Source organism: Bosea sp. 124 (genome assembly GCF_003046175.1).
Lineage (GTDB): Bacteria > Pseudomonadota > Alphaproteobacteria > Rhizobiales > Beijerinckiaceae > Allobosea.
Genome location: NZ_PZZM01000001.1, coordinates 2073930 through 2087709, shown reverse-complemented (window position 1 = coordinate 2087709; position 13780 = coordinate 2073930). Strand labels below are relative to the sequence as shown.

Genomic DNA, 13780 nt, shown 5'->3' with positions numbered 1-13780 from the left:
ATCAAGGGCCCGAATGGCTGCGGCTCATAGCACGAGAACGTCCAGCCGCGAAATCATGGCGGCGAATTGCACAACGCAGGACCGCAGATGGAATTCGTGAGCGTCAGCCGGCTAGCGTGACGGACGAGAACCGGAGCGGAGCGGACTACAGTCCGTGAGCACCGGAAGCGCAGGCCGTCGCGTCAGACGGCCATGCTCGCGCGTTCCAGCGCGCGTCCTATTTGCAGGCGTCTTCGGCGCGTTTGACTGCCTGGTTCATCCCCGACAGCGAGTATTTGTCGGCGGTCGGATTACCGCGCTTGGACGTGCCCTTGATCTCGAGCGCGGAGCCCTTGCGCAGTGCATCGAGCATGCGTGGCTCCTCGGCGGGATTCTTGAGCCACATGTTCTGCCCCTTCGCGACCAGCGCGAAGCGCTCGCTCCCGATCGTCGCCTGATGCTCGACGTCTTCCTTGAGGTCGAAGTTCAGCACGAAACTGATCTCGTTGCGCACGCCCTCGGTCGGGCGCGTCGCGACGAAGAGCAGACCCTCGACATCCTTGAGATTGGCCGGAAGCCGGCTCTCAGCCTTCGACAGCGCGTAGCAGACCTTGGCGCGGCCCTGCTGCGAGGAGAAGGCCTGCCATTTGCCGGCGGTCTCCAGCAGCATCGCCTGGCCCTGGCCGGAGGCTGCGGGGGTTGCCGCGGCTGCGGCAGGGCGAGCCCGCTGCTGCGCCAGGGCAGTCACCGGGGCGAGGGCAAGGCCCACGCAGCCGGCCAGCAGGGCGAGCACGAATGTCGGACGGAGCGAGGCGGTGACGCCGGCAGGGAAGGACGAGATATTCATGGACCGCCATCAGTCATTAAAATTCTTAACACTGCCTTTACCACCCGGCTGAGCGGGCGGGATCGCCGAGGCAGGGCGCATAGAGTGTCACGATCCTGGCGAAAATGCGAATGCCGCGCTGGTGATCTGGCGGTTTCGTTCACCACGGACGCATGGCACAGTCTGCTCCACGAACCTGCGACTTTGGACCGGGCCGCGACGGGTGACGGGACGATGAAGGCACTGCTCTGCGAAAGCCACGGCCCGGCGGAGATGCTGGTCATCCGGGATCTGCCAGAGCCGCAGCCCGGCCCCGGCGAAATCGCGATCGCGGTCCGGGCTGCGGCTCTGAACTTCTTCGACACGCTCATCATCGAAAACCGCTACCAGACCAAGCCGGCCCTGCCCTTCTCGCCCTCGGCCGAATGCGCGGGAACGGTCGCCGCGATTGGCGAGGGCGTGGCCGGCTGGCAGATCGGCGACCGCGTCGCTGCCTGGCTCGGCTATGGCGCGGCACGCGAGCTTGTCGTCGTGCCAGCCGAAAGCGCCGTCAGGGTGCCGGTCGGGCTCGAGCTCGCGCAGGCGGCCGGGCTCTTCGTCACCTATGGCACCGCGATGCACGGGCTGATCCAGCGCGCCGGGCTGAAAGGGGGCGAGACGCTCGCGATCCTCGGCGCCGCAGGCGGTGCCGGGCTCGCCGCAGTCGAGATCGGGGCGCTGCTGGGGGCCCATGTCATCGCCTGCGCCTCCTCGGCCGACAAGCTCGCGCTCGCTCGCGAACATGGCGCGCAGGAGGAACTCGATTATACGGCCCATGACATCCGGGCCGGACTGCGCCGCCTGACGGAAGGACGCGGCGTCGACGTCCTCTATGACACCGTCGGCGGCGATCTCGCCGAGCCCGCCGTCCGATCCATGGCCTGGGAGGGGCGTTATCTCGTCGTCGGCTTCGCCGGTGGCGCCATTCCGAAAATCCCGCTCAACCTGCTGCTGTTGAAGGGCTGCGACCTGCGCGGCGTGTTCTGGGGGGACTTCGTCCGGCGCGAGCCTGCGGCGCAGCGCCGCAACATGGAGCGGCTGCTGGACTGGGCTGCGGGCGGCCATATCCGTGCCCATGTCCACGCGGAAATCCCACTGGAGCGCTGGACCGAAGCCTATGCGCTGATCGCCGACCGCAAAGCCAAGGGCAAGGTCGTGCTGACGCTCTGAGGCATCCCGATCAAAGCTCCGCCAGCGACTGCTTCGCCTTCTCGCGGTGCTCGACCGTGATCGATCCGGCCACCGCCGCCAGCGCGGCCGCAATCACCGCCGCATCGTCGGTGAAACCGAGGATCGGCATGATGTCGGGTATGGCGTCGATCGGCAGCACGAAATAGCCCAGAGCCGCCAGCAGCGTCAGCCGGACGCGTCGCGGCGTCGCCGGATCGCGGGCGCAGATCCAGGCCGCCAGCAGATCCTCCGCGAACGGAATCCGCTTCGCCACGCGCTTCAGCCGGGCAAGGAACTCCGAGCCGAAGCGCGCCTCGTCCCGCAGGCTCTTGCGGATCGCCGCCATCTCCTCGGTGGTGAAGCGGGAGGTGAAACCGTCGCTCATGCTGCCCCTCCTCAGGGCGGGTGGTCCTGGCTGCATGATCCGGGCTCGGGAGCCGGCCAGCAATGTCGAAAGATGTGGCCCCGCAAGAAACACCGCACAAGAGGCCCACCAATGCCGGCGTGCAAAGAATCCGGCTTGGAGCCGCCGGGGCGGAGCCTTAAACGCTTCCCAGACCCCTCCAAGATCAGGACGCGCCGATGCAGCTCGATTCCTCCACCGCCGCCATCGTCACCGGCGGCGCCTCCGGTCTCGGCGAGGCGACCGCGCGCATGCTGGCCGGCCAGGGCGCCCGGGTCGCGCTGTTCGATCTCAATGCCGAGCGCGGCGAAAAGGTCGCTGCCGAGTTCGGCGGGCTCTTCGTCGCCTGCGACGTGACCAGCGAAACCTCGGTGGATCAGGCGCTGGCCACGGCCCGCGCCGCCCATGGCGTTGCCCGAGTCCTGGTCAATTGCGCCGGCATCGCGCCCGGCCGCCGCATCGTCTCGAAGAAGCGCGAGACCGGCGAGCTCGTCGCGCACGATACGGCGTTCTTCGAGAAGGCCGTCGCGATCAACCTGACCGGGACGTTCCGGATGATCGCGAAATCGGCCGCGGCGCTGGCCGGGCTCGACCCGGTCACCACGGATGGCGGCCGCGGCGTCTTCATCTGCACCGCCTCGATCGCGGCCGAGGACGGCCAGATCGGCCAGGCGGCCTATGCCGCCTCGAAGGCCGGCGTCGCCGGCATGACGCTGCCGATCGCGCGCGAGCTTGCGACGTTCGGCATCCGCGTCATGACGATCATGCCCGGCCTGTTCGAGACACCGATGTTCGACGGTCTGCCCGAGGAGGCGCGCGCCTCACTGGCGGTCTCGGTGCCGCACCCCTCGCGTCTCGGCAAGCCGTCGGAGTATGCGGCGCTGGTCCGGAGCATCGTCGAGAACGACATGTTAAACGGCAGTGCGATCCGGCTCGACGGCGCCCTGCGCATGGCGCCGAAATAGGGAGGCAGCGGTGGCGGAGGCGATCCCGTTCGAGAAGCGGCACAAGGACGGCAGCCTCTGGGCCAGGGGCCAGACCCTGGACGATGTTCCCACCGGCTATTGGGAATGGTTCCGCAAGGACGGCACGAAACTCCGCTCCGGCCATTTCGACAAGGGCGAGCAGGTCGGCGAATGGACGACCTATGACGCGAAGGGCGAGCCCTACAAGGTCACGAGGATGCGGACGAGGACGCGCTAGCCGCCCACGCCATCATCCTCCTGCACGATGCGATAGACGACATCGGCGCTGCGATCGCGGTAGAGATCCACGCGCTCGCCGTTCCAGTGATAGTCGAGATGACGCCCCTGCATCGGATTTCCCGCACCATCGGGATAGAACAGCCCGACACATTGGCCGCCCGGATGCCGCACGCTCGGATAGACCACGCCGTCGGAGCCAACCGCGCGCAAGGTGGCGCCCAAGGCTTGGCTCGCCGCATAATCGCTCGGGGCAAGGATCGCGGTAGCAATCACCTCCGGCCCGCGCAGGTCATGCAGCCGCGCTTCGACATCGATCAGGATTTCGCGGAACTGGGAGGTCCAGCCCGGCGGCTGCTTCGTCGCGGCCATGAAGCGGGCGTGGTGATGCACCGTCTCGAACAGCGCCACCCCGAAGCTGTCGCCGGCGTAGAGCACGCCGAAACGCCCGGCGGAGAAACGGCTCGGCCGGTCGGGGCTGACATGGGTGAAGGGCGCCATCAGCCAGCTCGCGCCCGGTCCGGCCACGCGACGCTCCGGAGGAACGAGATCGAGACGGCCGACCGCCGCCATCAGCCGCGGATTGGTCTTCTGTTCTGCGGCAAGCAGAAGCGGCCAGTCGGCCGGATCGGCGATATCCTCGAACAGGTCGATCGGCGGAAACACGCTGCGGATGATCCGGACCGCGCCCCGCCAGCCGATCGCGGCAACGGGAAGCCCCGCGGGATCGATCACCAGGCCCCTCGCTCGTCGTCGAGATAGCGCCTGACACGCATCAGATCGGTCAGTTCGCCGCCGAGCATGACCTCCAGCGCGGAACGGCCCGCGAAGACCGCATTCGCCGCCTGGATCCAGTCATAGCCGCGCTGCGGCTCGCGGAAGACGATGCGCAGCGCCTTGTGGATGCCCATGAGGTTGGAGAGCCGCGCCTTGCCGTCGCGCGAGATGCGGCCGATCTGGCCGGCCTTCCAGCGGCTGTAGCTTCGCGGCGGCAGATCCAGCAGCGTCGCGGCCTGCTCGTCGGTCAGGCGCCAGAGCCGGAACAGGTTGACGGCGGCACGAAACATCGCCGCCGCCTCGGCGTCTGTGATCGGCTCCGGAGCGAACTCGCGCACCGTCGTGTCGACCTGCAGCAAGGAATTCACACCGCGCTCCCCATTTGGCATAAAATGGGATGGATAACGCCAAATGGCAAGATCGCTCTATTCGGCGACCTTCGCTGGCCTGATCTCGTGCTTCAGGATCAGCGGCGTCTGCGCCAGCGCAAACAGCATGGTCAGCGGCATCACGCCCCAGACCTTGAAGGCGACCCAGAAATCCTGCGTCTGCGTGCGCCAGACGATCTCGTTCAGCGCCGCCAGCACGAAGAAAAACAGCCCCCAGCGCAGGGTCAGCCTGCGCCAGCCCTCCTCGTCGAGCTGCAGCACCGTTTCCAGCACCAGCGCCAGCAACGAGCGGCCGAACCAGAGCCCGCCCAGCAGGATGCAGCCAAACAGCGTGTTCACGATGGTCGGCTTGACCTTGATGAAGAAGGCGTCGTCGAGCAGGATCGTGAGCCCTCCGAACACCGACACCACGACCGCATTCACGATCGCCATGCGCGGCAGATAGCCCATCAGGATGCGCGAGGCCGCGAGCGCCAGCAGCGAAGCAGCGATGAAGATGCCGGTGGCGACGAAGATGCGCCGGTCCGGCGCCACGCCGAACAGCCGGTCGCCATAGGAATTGGCGAAGAAGAAGATCGCCAGCGGCCCGAATTCGAGCGCGAGCTTGAGCAGCGGGTTGACGCTGCGCTTCTGGAGGACCTTCTCCGCCACGGCCTCGGCCGTCTCGGCTCCGCTATCGCTCGTCACGCTGCTTCTCCCAGTCCAGCCACGGCCCGCGCAAAATCCTGCGCCGAGAAGGGCTCGAGATCCTCGACGCCCTCGCCGACTCCGATGAAATGCACCGGCAGCCCGAATTTCGCCGCCAGTGCCACCAGGATGCCGCCGCGCGCCGTGCCGTCGAGCTTGGTCATCACCAGCCCGGTGACTCCGGCCGTGTCGCGGAAGGCCTCGACCTGGCTGACGGCATTCTGGCCGACCGTCGCGTCCAGCACCAGCAGCGCCGCATGGGGCGCCTCCGGATCGAGCTTGCGGATCACGCGGACCACCTTGGCGAGTTCGTCCATCAGCCCCGTCTTGTTCTGCAGCCGCCCGGCCGTATCGACCAGCAGCACATCCGTTCCCGCGGCCTTCGCCCTCTGCAGCGCCTCGAAGGCGAGCCCCGAAGCATCCGCACCCTGATTCCCCGAAACGACCTCGGCCCCGGTACGCTCGCCCCAGACCTTGAGCTGCTCGATCGCCGCGGCCCGGAAGGTATCGCCGGCAGCGAGCATCACGGATTTGCCCTCGGCCCGGAACTTGGCCGCGAGCTTGCCGATCGTCGTCGTCTTGCCCGAGCCGTTGACCCCGACCATCAGGATCACGAAGGGCTTTTTCGTGGCGTCGACTGAAAGCGGCAGCGCCACCGGCGTCAGGATCGCCTCGACCTCGCGGGCTAGGATCGCCTTCACCTCGGAGGGCTCTATTTGCTTGTCGTAGCGCCCCTCGCCGACCGCCTTGGCGATGCGGGCTGCGGTGGCGATGCCGAGATCGGCCTGGATCAGGATGTCCTCGAGATCCTCCAGCGTGCCGGCATCGAGCTTGCGCTTGGTGAAGAGGTCGGTGATGCCCGTCGTCAGGGCGGACGACGTCCGCGACAGGCCTTCCGTCAGCCGGCGCCACCAGCTCCGCTTCGGCTCGGGCGCCGCAACCGTGGGCGGCGCCATCACCGGCGCGGCCTGGACGGGAGCGGGCTCCGGCAGCGCGATCGGCAGCGGCGTCGCCTCACCGCTCAGCAGTTCCGGCGCGATCGGTGCATCTTCGAGCGGCGCCTCGGGCGGTGCCTCCGCAGGCGTGGCCGGCACGGGCGTCGCAGGCTCCGGCTCACTGCCGAACAATCTCGAAAAGAAGCCGCGCTTCCTCGGTTCGTTCTCGCTCATCACTCTTCCCGTGGCCTCGCCGCAGAGCGGCTCCCGCTTGCGCCGCACGGTGGCCTTCGCTAGCGCAATGCCATGACAGCGCCCGACCGACCAGAGATTTCGCAACCGCGTGACGGGCCGCCGCTGCCGTTCCCGCTGCTCTATCGCGACGCGATGATGCTGGTCATCGACAAACCGGCCGGCCTGCCCTCGCATCGCGGGCCGCAGGCGAAGCGCCGCGTCATTCCTGTCCTAACGGACCATCTCGACGCCCTGCGCTTCGGCCTGCCGCGCCGGCCGGAAGCGGCCCACCGGCTCGACAAGGACACCTCCGGCTGCCTGATCCTCGGCCGCCATCCCCGCGCCATGGCTGAACTCAACCAGATGTTTCGCGAAGGCAAGATCGACAAGACCTATTGGGCGATCGTGCAGGGCAGCCCGGCCACCGAGGAGGGCCTGATCGACCTGCCGCTGGGCAAGCGCGCGCCCGACCGGGGCTGGTGGATGAAGGTCGATCCCGACGGCCTGCCCTCGCAGACGCGCTACCGCGTGATGGGGCGCGGCACGAGCGAGGCCGGCCCGCTCGCCTGGCTCGAACTCGAACCGCTGACCGGCCGGACGCATCAGTTGCGGGTGCATTGCGCGGCCTCGGGCTGGCCGATGCTGGGCGACGAGATCTATGGCGACGCTCCGCGCGAGGGCGGCCCGGGCCTGCAGCTCCACGCCCGCGCCGTCACCGTCCCGCTCTATCGCAAGAAGCCGCCGATCCGTGTCGAAGCGCCGCCCCCGCCTCATATGGAAGCGGCCCTGCGCGCCTGCGGCTGGACTCCGGCCGCCGCGGCGCCGTGATGGCGGCTTTCAGCCCGCGATCGCATCCATGGCGCGGGCGAGCTTGACGTCGAGCTCGGTCAGCCCGCCGGCGTCATGTGTCGAGAGCGTGACCTCGACCATGCGATAGACATTCGACCATTCCGGATGGTGGTCCATCGTCTCGGCCAGGAGCGCGACCCGTGTCATCCAGCCGAAAGCCTCGCTGAAATCGCGGAAGACGAAGCGCTTGGCGATGGCCTCGCGACCCTCGACCAGCTTCCAGCCGGTCAGCGTCGTCAGCACCTCGTTGCGGGCATCGGGACCGAGTCGCTTGGGCATCGTCATCTCCGCTGGAATTCGCCCCGCAGCGGCCGGTTCGGGTAGGATGGCCCGAGCGGATAGGCCGCCTCCAGCACATAGGGGCCGCCGCCGACCGAATCGCGCGACGACATCAGCGCGAGCCGCCGCGCCGTGAAGGTGATCGGACGGACGATCGGATGCAGGCTGAGATAATGCGCCACATCGACGGGCGAGGCGTCGCGCAGTCGGGCGAGCGTGACATGCGGCACGAATTTGCGCCCCTCCGGCGGCAGTCCGAGCCGGCGCATCATCCGCTCCAGATCGGCCTGAAGCTCGCTCAGCCCCGGGCTCGGCTGCACACGCGCAAACACCGCGCGCGGCTTGTCGCCGCCGAAGCTGCCGAGCGCATCGAGCGTCACCTCGAAGGGGTAGTTGCGGATATCCGCCAGGAACGCGTCGAGATCGTTCGCCATGCGCCGGTCGACATCGCCGAGGAAGCGCAGCGTGATGTGAAAATCGGCCGGATCGATCCAGCGTGCCCCGGCCAGCCCGCCCCGGTGCAGCGTCAGCACCGAGGCGACCTCGGCGGGAATCTCCAGAGCTGTGAACAGCCTCGGCATGACGAATCAGTGCCAGTTTTTTGTGACTCTGGCGAGACGAAAAGCAGGGCAGGGGCCGCCTTCTTGGGCGGCACCGCGGCCGTGGCCGTCATGGTCGGGCTTGACCCGACCATCTCCCACGAGAGATTCCCGGGACATGCCCGAGAATGACGCCTGCTTCAGGGGCAGGGATTGCCGACCAACTGGTGGATCGCGTCGATCTTCGCTTCCAGCTCGGGCGGCAGCGTCACGCCGATCGAGGCGATGTCGGTCCGGAGCTGCTCCATTTTCGTCGCGCCGATGATGGTGGCGGTGACGAAGGAGCGTGAATTGACGAAGGCCAGGGCCATCTGCGCGGGGTCGAGACCGGCCTCGCGGGCAACAGCGATGTAGCGCTTGATCGCCGCCTCGGCACCGGCGGTCTGGTAGCGCTGGCCGCGGTTGAACAGCGTGGTCCGGGCCCCCGCCGGCTGCGCGCCGTCGAGATATTTGCCGGTCAGGAAGCCCTGTCCGAGCGGCGAATAGGCCAGCAGCCCGACATCCTCGCGGATGGCGACCTCGGCCAGCGCCGTCTCGAAGGTACGGTTGATCAGGCTGTAGGCGTTCTGGATCGACTGGACACGGGGCCCGCCGCGCGTCTCGGAATCGCGCACGAAGCTCATCGTGCCCCAGGCGCTTTCGTTGGAGAGGCCAAGATGGCGGATCTTGCCCGCCTTCACGATCTCGGCGAAGGCGTCGAGCTGCTCGGCGATCGGGGTCTCGTCTTCGGGCTTCTCGAAGGCGGCCCTTGAGAACCGCGTCGGATTCGAGCCCCACGGCATCGGCCGCTCGGGAAAATGGATCTGGTAGAGATCGATATAGTCGGTCTGCAGCCGCTTCAGGCTATTGTCGACCGCCTCGGTGATCTGCTTGCGGGTGACGCGCGTCGGGCTCTTGTCGTCGCGGAACCAGGTGTTGACGCCGCGCCCGCAAATCTTCGAGGCGAGGATGACCTTGTCGCGGTTGCCGCGCGCCTTGAACCAGCTTCCGACGATGCGCTCGGTCGAGCCCTGCGTCTCTGCCTTGGGCGGGATCGAGTAGAGTTCGGCCGTGTCGAAGAAGTTCACGCCCTGGTCGAGCGCGTAGTCCATCTGCTCATGGCCCTCGGCTTCCGTGTTCTGCTCGCCATAGGTCATGGTTCCAAGGCAGATCACCGAGACCTTCAGGTCGGTGCGCCCGAGGCGGCGGTATTCCATGGCGATGCAACTCCGGAAGCAGCGGGCGAAAGGCGCGCAGTCAGCAGATGGCGGGAAGCGGTCCCTCGGGCCGGGTGGCCGTCAGGGTTTGGCCGGCAGCGTCGCGAGGAAACGCTCGACCGTGGGAAGGATGGTGCGGACGATGACGCGCACGCCCTCGGCCGTGGGATGGAGCAGATCGGGCTGGTTGAGCGCGCGGTCGCCCGCGATGCCCTCCAGGAAGAACGGGTAAAGCACCAGCCCGTGGCTTTTCGCAAGCTCGGGGTAAATTGCATCGAAGCGCGCTGCATAATCCGCGCCGAGATTGCGCGGCGCATACATGCCAGCGAGCAGCACGGGAATGCCGCGTGCCTTGAGCCGCGTGATGATCGCCTCCAGCCCCTTGCGCGTCGTCGCCGGATCAAGCCCGCGCAGAGCGTCATTGGCGCCGAGCTCGACGATGACGCCGTCGGTCCCCTCCGCCACCGACCAGTCGAGCCGCTCGAGCCCGCCCTGGACCGTATCGCCGGAAACACCGGCATTCACGATTTCGACAGCGATGCCCTTCTGGCGCAGCGCTTGCTCGAGAACCGGCGGAAAAGCGGCGCTGCCCGGCAGGTTGTAGCCGGCTGTCAAACTGTCGCCGAGCGCGACGAGTTTCAGGGTGCGCGCCGGCACGGGCGTCGATGTCTGGGCCATGGTCGCAACCGGGAGCAGCGCGCAGCAGAACAGAAAAGCGGCGCCGAGAGATTGGACAAGCGCGCCAGCACGCCCATATCGGCGCTCTAGGCGGCGCAAAGGCGGCTTGCCCCGCTCGGGCCGCGATCGCGTGCGAGCAGGGACGCTGATGGATATCGAAGTCAGGATCATTGGATGATGAGCGAACTGCGCGTCCCACCGACGGAGAAGCCGGCGATCGAATTGCGGGATGTCGAGCTTAGTTTGGGGCGTGCGGCCGCCCGCGTCCATATCCTCAAGGGCGTTTCTTTGTCCCTGGCTGCCGGCGAGGCGACGGGACTGGTTGGTCCCTCCGGCTCGGGCAAGTCGACCCTGCTGATGACGATGGCCGGGCTGGAGCGCCCCGATGCCGGCATCGTCAAGGTCGCAGGCCAGGATCTCGGCGCGCTCGACGAGGACGGCCTCGCCGTCTTCCGCGGCCGCCATATCGGCATCGTCTTCCAGTCCTTCCACCTCGTCCCGACCATGACGGCGCGCGAGAACGTGGCCCTGCCGCTGGAACTGGCCGGCGTCGGCGACGCCTTCGCCCGCGCCGAAGCCGAGCTTCGCAATGTCGGCCTCGGCGAGCGCATGGACCACTACCCGGCCCAACTCTCGGGCGGCGAGCAGCAGCGTGTCGCCATCGCCCGTGCCGTCGCGCCCGATCCCGCGATCCTCGTCGCCGACGAGCCCACCGGCAATCTCGACGAGAGCACAGGCCGCTCGATCGTCGACCTGATCTTCGCCCTTCGGCGCGAGCGCGGCGCCACTCTCATTTTGGTCACCCATGACCTGTCGCTGGCCGCGCTCTGCGACCGTACCGTGCGCCTGCGCGCCGGGCGCATCGAGGCCGAGGCCCCGGCCGGTAACGACGTGGCGGTGGCCTGAGCATGCACGGAACCGTCAAGCCCATTCCGGCGCCGCCATCCCGCGCCGCTGGCGCCGCCCTCGCCTTTCGTCTCGCCTGGCGCGATCTGCGCGGCGGCCTGCGCGGCTTCGGCGTCTTCATCGCCTGCCTCGCGCTCGGCGTCATGACGATCGCGGCCGTTGCCTCCGCCTCGCGCGGCCTGACCGAAGGCCTGTCGCGCGAAGGCCGGCGCATCCTCGGCGGCGACGCCGCCTTCAGCCTGATCCATCGCGAAGCGACACCCCCGGAGCTCGCCTTTCTTGCAGGCCGCGGCACGGTCTCCACCATCGCGACGATGCGCGGCATGGCGAATGCCGGCGAGAAGGGCGCGGCCCTGGTCGAGATCAAGGCGGTCGATGCGGGCTATCCCGGCATCGGCGAACTGCTGACCGAGCCCAGCGCACCGATCGCCGGGTTACTCGCCGCCCGCGACGGTGTCTTTGGAGCCGTCGCCGATCCCGTCCTGCTCGGCCGCCTCGACCTGAAACCCGGCGACGTCGTCATGCTCGGCCAGGCCCGCATCCAGCTTCGCGCCAATCTCGTCTCCGAACCCGACAAGATCGCCGCCGGCGTCGGCTTCGGTCCGCGCCTGCTGATCTCGCAGGACGCGCTGCGCGCCACCGGCCTGCTCCAACCCGGCAGCCTGGTGCGCTGGACCTATCGCGTCTCGCTGCCGCCCGAGGCCGCGAGCGATGCTGCGCTCGATACGTTGATTGCCGCCGCCGGAACCGAGCAGCGCGATGCCGGCTGGGAGATCCGCTCCCGCGCCAACGCCAATCCCGGCTTTCAGCGCAATCTCGAACGCTTCACCCAGTTCCTGACGCTGGTCGGCCTGACCGCCCTGCTTGTCGGCGGCGTCGGCGTCGCCAATGCCGTGCGTCGCTTCGTCGAGGCCAAGAAGCTCGACTTCGCCACGATGAAGGCAGTCGGGGCCACCGGCGGCCGCGTCGTGGCGATCCATCTCACCGAGGTCATGCTGGTTGCGGGCCTCGGCACTGCCATCGGCCTCGGGCTCGGCGCGGCCGCTCCCTTTGCGCTCGGCGCCGCACTGAAGACCGTCCTGCCCGTGCCGTTCGAGCCGACGCTCGCACTGGGCGAACTCGGCGTCGCGGCGCTCTACGGCCTGCTGACGGCGCTGGTCTTCGCCATCCTGCCGCTCGGCCGCGCCCATGACGTGCCGGTCTCGGCGCTGTTTCGCGACCAGATCGAGCCCGATGCGCGCCGTCCGCGCGCGATCTATATCGCCATCTGCCTTCTGGCGCTTGCCGGCCTCGTCGGAGTCGCGCTCGCCTTCGCCTATGACCGTCGCATCGCGCTGATCTATATCGGCGTGATGACCGGCATCTTCCTGCTGCTGCGCGGTGTCTCGTCGGGATTGATGGCGCTGGCTCGCAAGATGCCGCGGCCGAAAAACCCCTCGCTGCGCATGGCACTGGCCAACAGCTACCGCCCCGGCGCACTGACGCCCTCGCTTGTGCTCTCGCTGGGCTTGGGCGTCGCCCTGCTCTCGGCGCTCGCCTTCATCGACACCAGCCTGACCCGGCAGCTCACTCAGTCCCTGCCGCAGAAGGCGCCGAGCTTCTTCTTCCTCGACATTCCCAATGCCGACGCCGCCCGCTTCGACGCGGTCCTGCATCAGGAGCGCCCCGGCGCGACGCTCGCCCGCGTGCCGATGATGCGCGGTCGCATCGTCTCAGTGAACGACGTCCGTGCCGAGGACATCAAGGCCTCCGAGCAATCCGCCTGGGTGCTCGATGGCGACCGCGGCATCACCTATGCGGAAACAATTCCCGAGGGCTCCAAGCTCGCCGTCGGCGAATGGTGGCCGGCCGACTATCGCGGCGAGCCGCTGGTCTCCTTCGACGCCCAGAACGCCGCCGGCATCGGACTGAAGATCGGCGACAGGCTCACCGTCAACGTGCTTGGCCGCAACATCACCGCCCGCGTCGCCAATCTACGCGCGGTCGAATGGCGCTCGCTCGGCATCAACTTCGTGATGCTGTTCTCGCCCAATACCTTCGCGGGCGCGCCCCATACCAACCTTGCGACAATCACTCCGGCCGCCGATGGGACGGGCGGAAGCGATGCCGCCCTGCTGCGCCGGCTCGCCGTCGAGTTTCCCTCGGTGACGGCGGTTCGGGTCAAGGATGCGCTGGAGGCGATCAACACCATCGTCGGCCAGCTCGCCACCGCGATCCGCGGCGCCTCCGGCCTCGCCATCGCCGCGAGCCTGCTCGTCCTGGGCGGGGCCTTGGCCGCCGGACAGCGCGCGCGACTATACGACGCGATGATCCTGAAGACGCTCGGCGCGACACGCCGCTTTATACTTTCGTCGTACGCCCTCGAATACGCGGCGATCGGCCTCGTCTCGGCGCTGTTCGGCGTTGTCGCGGGGGCTCTCGCCGGCTGGGGCGTCGTGACCCAAGTGATGAAGATCGAATTCGTCAGTGACCCCACCGGGGCGTTACTGGCCGCGACTGCCGCTGTCGGCGTCACCGTCCTGTTCGGGCTGGCCGGCACGCTGAAAATACTATCGAAAGCGCCGGCTTCTCACCTGCGAAATTTATGATGACTATCTATGAACGACTCGCGATAGACATTACACAGGTGTAA

Annotated in this window: 16 protein-coding genes; 6 read left to right on the top strand and 10 right to left on the bottom strand. The window is 68.0% G+C overall.

Annotated elements, in window-relative coordinates:
- Window positions 1-217 precede the first annotated feature (217 nt).
- Window positions 218-826, bottom strand: coding sequence for an invasion associated locus B family protein (locus tag C8D03_RS09760; protein ID WP_248308413.1), 609 nt, complete (start codon window positions 824-826; stop codon window positions 218-220).
- A gap of 213 nt (window positions 827-1039) precedes the next feature.
- Between C8D03_RS09760 and C8D03_RS09755 the strand changes: the two genes are divergently transcribed.
- A complete protein-coding gene (locus C8D03_RS09755; RefSeq protein WP_108046084.1) occupies window positions 1040-2014 on the top strand; it encodes an NADPH:quinone oxidoreductase family protein in 975 nt (324 codons plus the stop codon).
- Between the two features lie 10 nt (window positions 2015-2024).
- Here C8D03_RS09755 and C8D03_RS09750 read toward each other — a convergent pair whose 3' ends face one another.
- Window positions 2025-2399, bottom strand: coding sequence for a YkvA family protein (locus tag C8D03_RS09750; protein WP_108046083.1), 375 nt, complete (start codon window positions 2397-2399; stop codon window positions 2025-2027).
- Window positions 2400-2596: 197 nt separating this feature from the next.
- On the opposite strand from C8D03_RS09750, the gene C8D03_RS09745 reads away from it, so the two are divergent.
- A complete protein-coding gene (locus C8D03_RS09745; protein ID WP_108046082.1) occupies window positions 2597-3382 on the top strand; it encodes an SDR family NAD(P)-dependent oxidoreductase in 786 nt (261 codons plus the stop codon).
- Window positions 3383-3392: 10 nt separating this feature from the next.
- A complete protein-coding gene (locus C8D03_RS09740) occupies window positions 3393-3620 on the top strand; it encodes a toxin-antitoxin system YwqK family antitoxin (protein ID WP_108046081.1) in 228 nt (75 codons plus the stop codon).
- Here the strand turns inward: C8D03_RS09740 and C8D03_RS09735 are convergent.
- Genes C8D03_RS09735 through ftsY form a run of 4 tightly spaced genes read right to left on the bottom strand, consistent with a single transcriptional unit; the run spans window position 3617 to window position 6641 of the window.
- A complete protein-coding gene (locus C8D03_RS09735) occupies window positions 3617-4354 on the bottom strand; it encodes an RES family NAD+ phosphorylase (RefSeq protein WP_108046080.1) in 738 nt (245 codons plus the stop codon). The two genes, C8D03_RS09740 and C8D03_RS09735, sit on opposite strands and share 4 nt — an antisense overlap.
- Window positions 4351-4764, bottom strand: a complete 414-nt coding sequence (locus C8D03_RS09730; RefSeq protein WP_108046079.1) for an MbcA/ParS/Xre antitoxin family protein — start codon at window positions 4762-4764, stop codon at window positions 4351-4353. The genes C8D03_RS09735 and C8D03_RS09730 overlap by 4 nt, the downstream gene beginning before the upstream one ends.
- Window positions 4765-4821: 57 nt before the next feature.
- Complete coding sequence (locus tag C8D03_RS09725) at window positions 4822-5472, bottom strand: septation protein A (RefSeq protein ID WP_248308412.1); 651 nt, start codon at window positions 5470-5472, stop codon at window positions 4822-4824.
- Entirely contained in the window at window positions 5469-6641 is a 1173-nt protein-coding gene (gene ftsY / locus C8D03_RS09720) for a signal recognition particle-docking protein FtsY (RefSeq protein ID WP_108051456.1), read from the bottom strand. Before ftsY ends, C8D03_RS09725 begins: the two co-directional genes overlap by 4 nt.
- A gap of 72 nt (window positions 6642-6713) precedes the next feature.
- Between ftsY and C8D03_RS09715 the strand changes: the two genes are divergently transcribed.
- On the top strand, window positions 6714-7469 hold the full coding sequence (locus C8D03_RS09715) for an RluA family pseudouridine synthase (RefSeq protein ID WP_108046078.1): 756 nt from the start codon (window positions 6714-6716) through the stop codon (window positions 7467-7469).
- A gap of 9 nt (window positions 7470-7478) precedes the next feature.
- On the opposite strand, the gene C8D03_RS09710 is transcribed toward C8D03_RS09715, so the two are convergent.
- The 4 genes from C8D03_RS09710 to C8D03_RS09695 form a co-directional block, all read right to left on the bottom strand.
- Window positions 7479-7769 (bottom strand): 4a-hydroxytetrahydrobiopterin dehydratase, encoded by a 291-nt coding sequence (locus tag C8D03_RS09710; RefSeq protein ID WP_108046077.1) that lies wholly within the window; start codon window positions 7767-7769, stop codon window positions 7479-7481.
- A 2-nt stretch (window positions 7770-7771) separates the two neighbouring features.
- Window positions 7772-8350 carry an RNA 2',3'-cyclic phosphodiesterase gene (gene thpR, locus C8D03_RS09705; protein WP_108046076.1) on the bottom strand — a complete coding sequence of 193 codons (579 nt, stop codon included), beginning with the start codon at window positions 8348-8350 and terminating at the stop codon, window positions 7772-7774.
- A 158-nt stretch (window positions 8351-8508) separates the two neighbouring features.
- Window positions 8509-9564 (bottom strand): aldo/keto reductase, encoded by a 1056-nt coding sequence (locus tag C8D03_RS09700; RefSeq protein ID WP_108046075.1) that lies wholly within the window; start codon window positions 9562-9564, stop codon window positions 8509-8511.
- Between the two features lie 81 nt (window positions 9565-9645).
- Entirely contained in the window at window positions 9646-10242 is a 597-nt protein-coding gene (locus tag C8D03_RS09695; RefSeq protein ID WP_248308411.1) for an arylesterase, read from the bottom strand.
- Between the two features lie 174 nt (window positions 10243-10416).
- Between C8D03_RS09695 and C8D03_RS09690 the strand changes: the two genes are divergently transcribed.
- Both C8D03_RS09690 and C8D03_RS09685 read left to right on the top strand, forming a co-directional pair.
- Entirely contained in the window at window positions 10417-11148 is a 732-nt protein-coding gene (locus C8D03_RS09690) for an ABC transporter ATP-binding protein (RefSeq protein WP_248308410.1), read from the top strand.
- Between the two features lie 2 nt (window positions 11149-11150).
- Complete coding sequence (locus C8D03_RS09685; protein ID WP_108046073.1) at window positions 11151-13736, top strand: ABC transporter permease; 2586 nt, start codon at window positions 11151-11153, stop codon at window positions 13734-13736.
- The last annotated feature ends 44 nt before the right edge of the window (window positions 13737-13780 follow it).

Excerpts from the sequence above, each read along its gene's own strand:
- C8D03_RS09760 (WP_248308413.1), bottom strand. The coding sequence starts at position 826 with ATGAATATCTCGTCCTTCCCTGCCGGCGTCACCGCCTCGCTCCGTCCG.
- C8D03_RS09685 (WP_108046073.1), top strand. The coding sequence starts at position 11,151 with ATGCACGGAACCGTCAAGCCCATTCCGGCGCCGCCATCCCGCGCCGCT.
- ftsY (WP_108051456.1), bottom strand. The coding sequence starts at position 6,641 with ATGAGCGAGAACGAACCGAGGAAGCGCGGCTTCTTTTCGAGATTGTTC.
- C8D03_RS09750 (WP_108046083.1), bottom strand. The coding sequence starts at position 2,399 with ATGAGCGACGGTTTCACCTCCCGCTTCACCACCGAGGAGATGGCGGCG.
- C8D03_RS09695 (WP_248308411.1), bottom strand. The coding sequence starts at position 10,242 with ATGGCCCAGACATCGACGCCCGTGCCGGCGCGCACCCTGAAACTCGTC.
- C8D03_RS09690 (WP_248308410.1), top strand. The coding sequence starts at position 10,417 with ATGATGAGCGAACTGCGCGTCCCACCGACGGAGAAGCCGGCGATCGAA.
- C8D03_RS09710 (WP_108046077.1), bottom strand. The coding sequence starts at position 7,769 with ATGCCCAAGCGACTCGGTCCCGATGCCCGCAACGAGGTGCTGACGACG.
- C8D03_RS09715 (WP_108046078.1), top strand. The coding sequence starts at position 6,714 with ATGACAGCGCCCGACCGACCAGAGATTTCGCAACCGCGTGACGGGCCG.
- C8D03_RS09745 (WP_108046082.1), top strand. The coding sequence starts at position 2,597 with ATGCAGCTCGATTCCTCCACCGCCGCCATCGTCACCGGCGGCGCCTCC.
- thpR (WP_108046076.1), bottom strand. The coding sequence starts at position 8,350 with ATGCCGAGGCTGTTCACAGCTCTGGAGATTCCCGCCGAGGTCGCCTCG.
- C8D03_RS09700 (WP_108046075.1), bottom strand. The coding sequence starts at position 9,564 with ATGGAATACCGCCGCCTCGGGCGCACCGACCTGAAGGTCTCGGTGATC.
- C8D03_RS09755 (WP_108046084.1), top strand. The coding sequence starts at position 1,040 with ATGAAGGCACTGCTCTGCGAAAGCCACGGCCCGGCGGAGATGCTGGTC.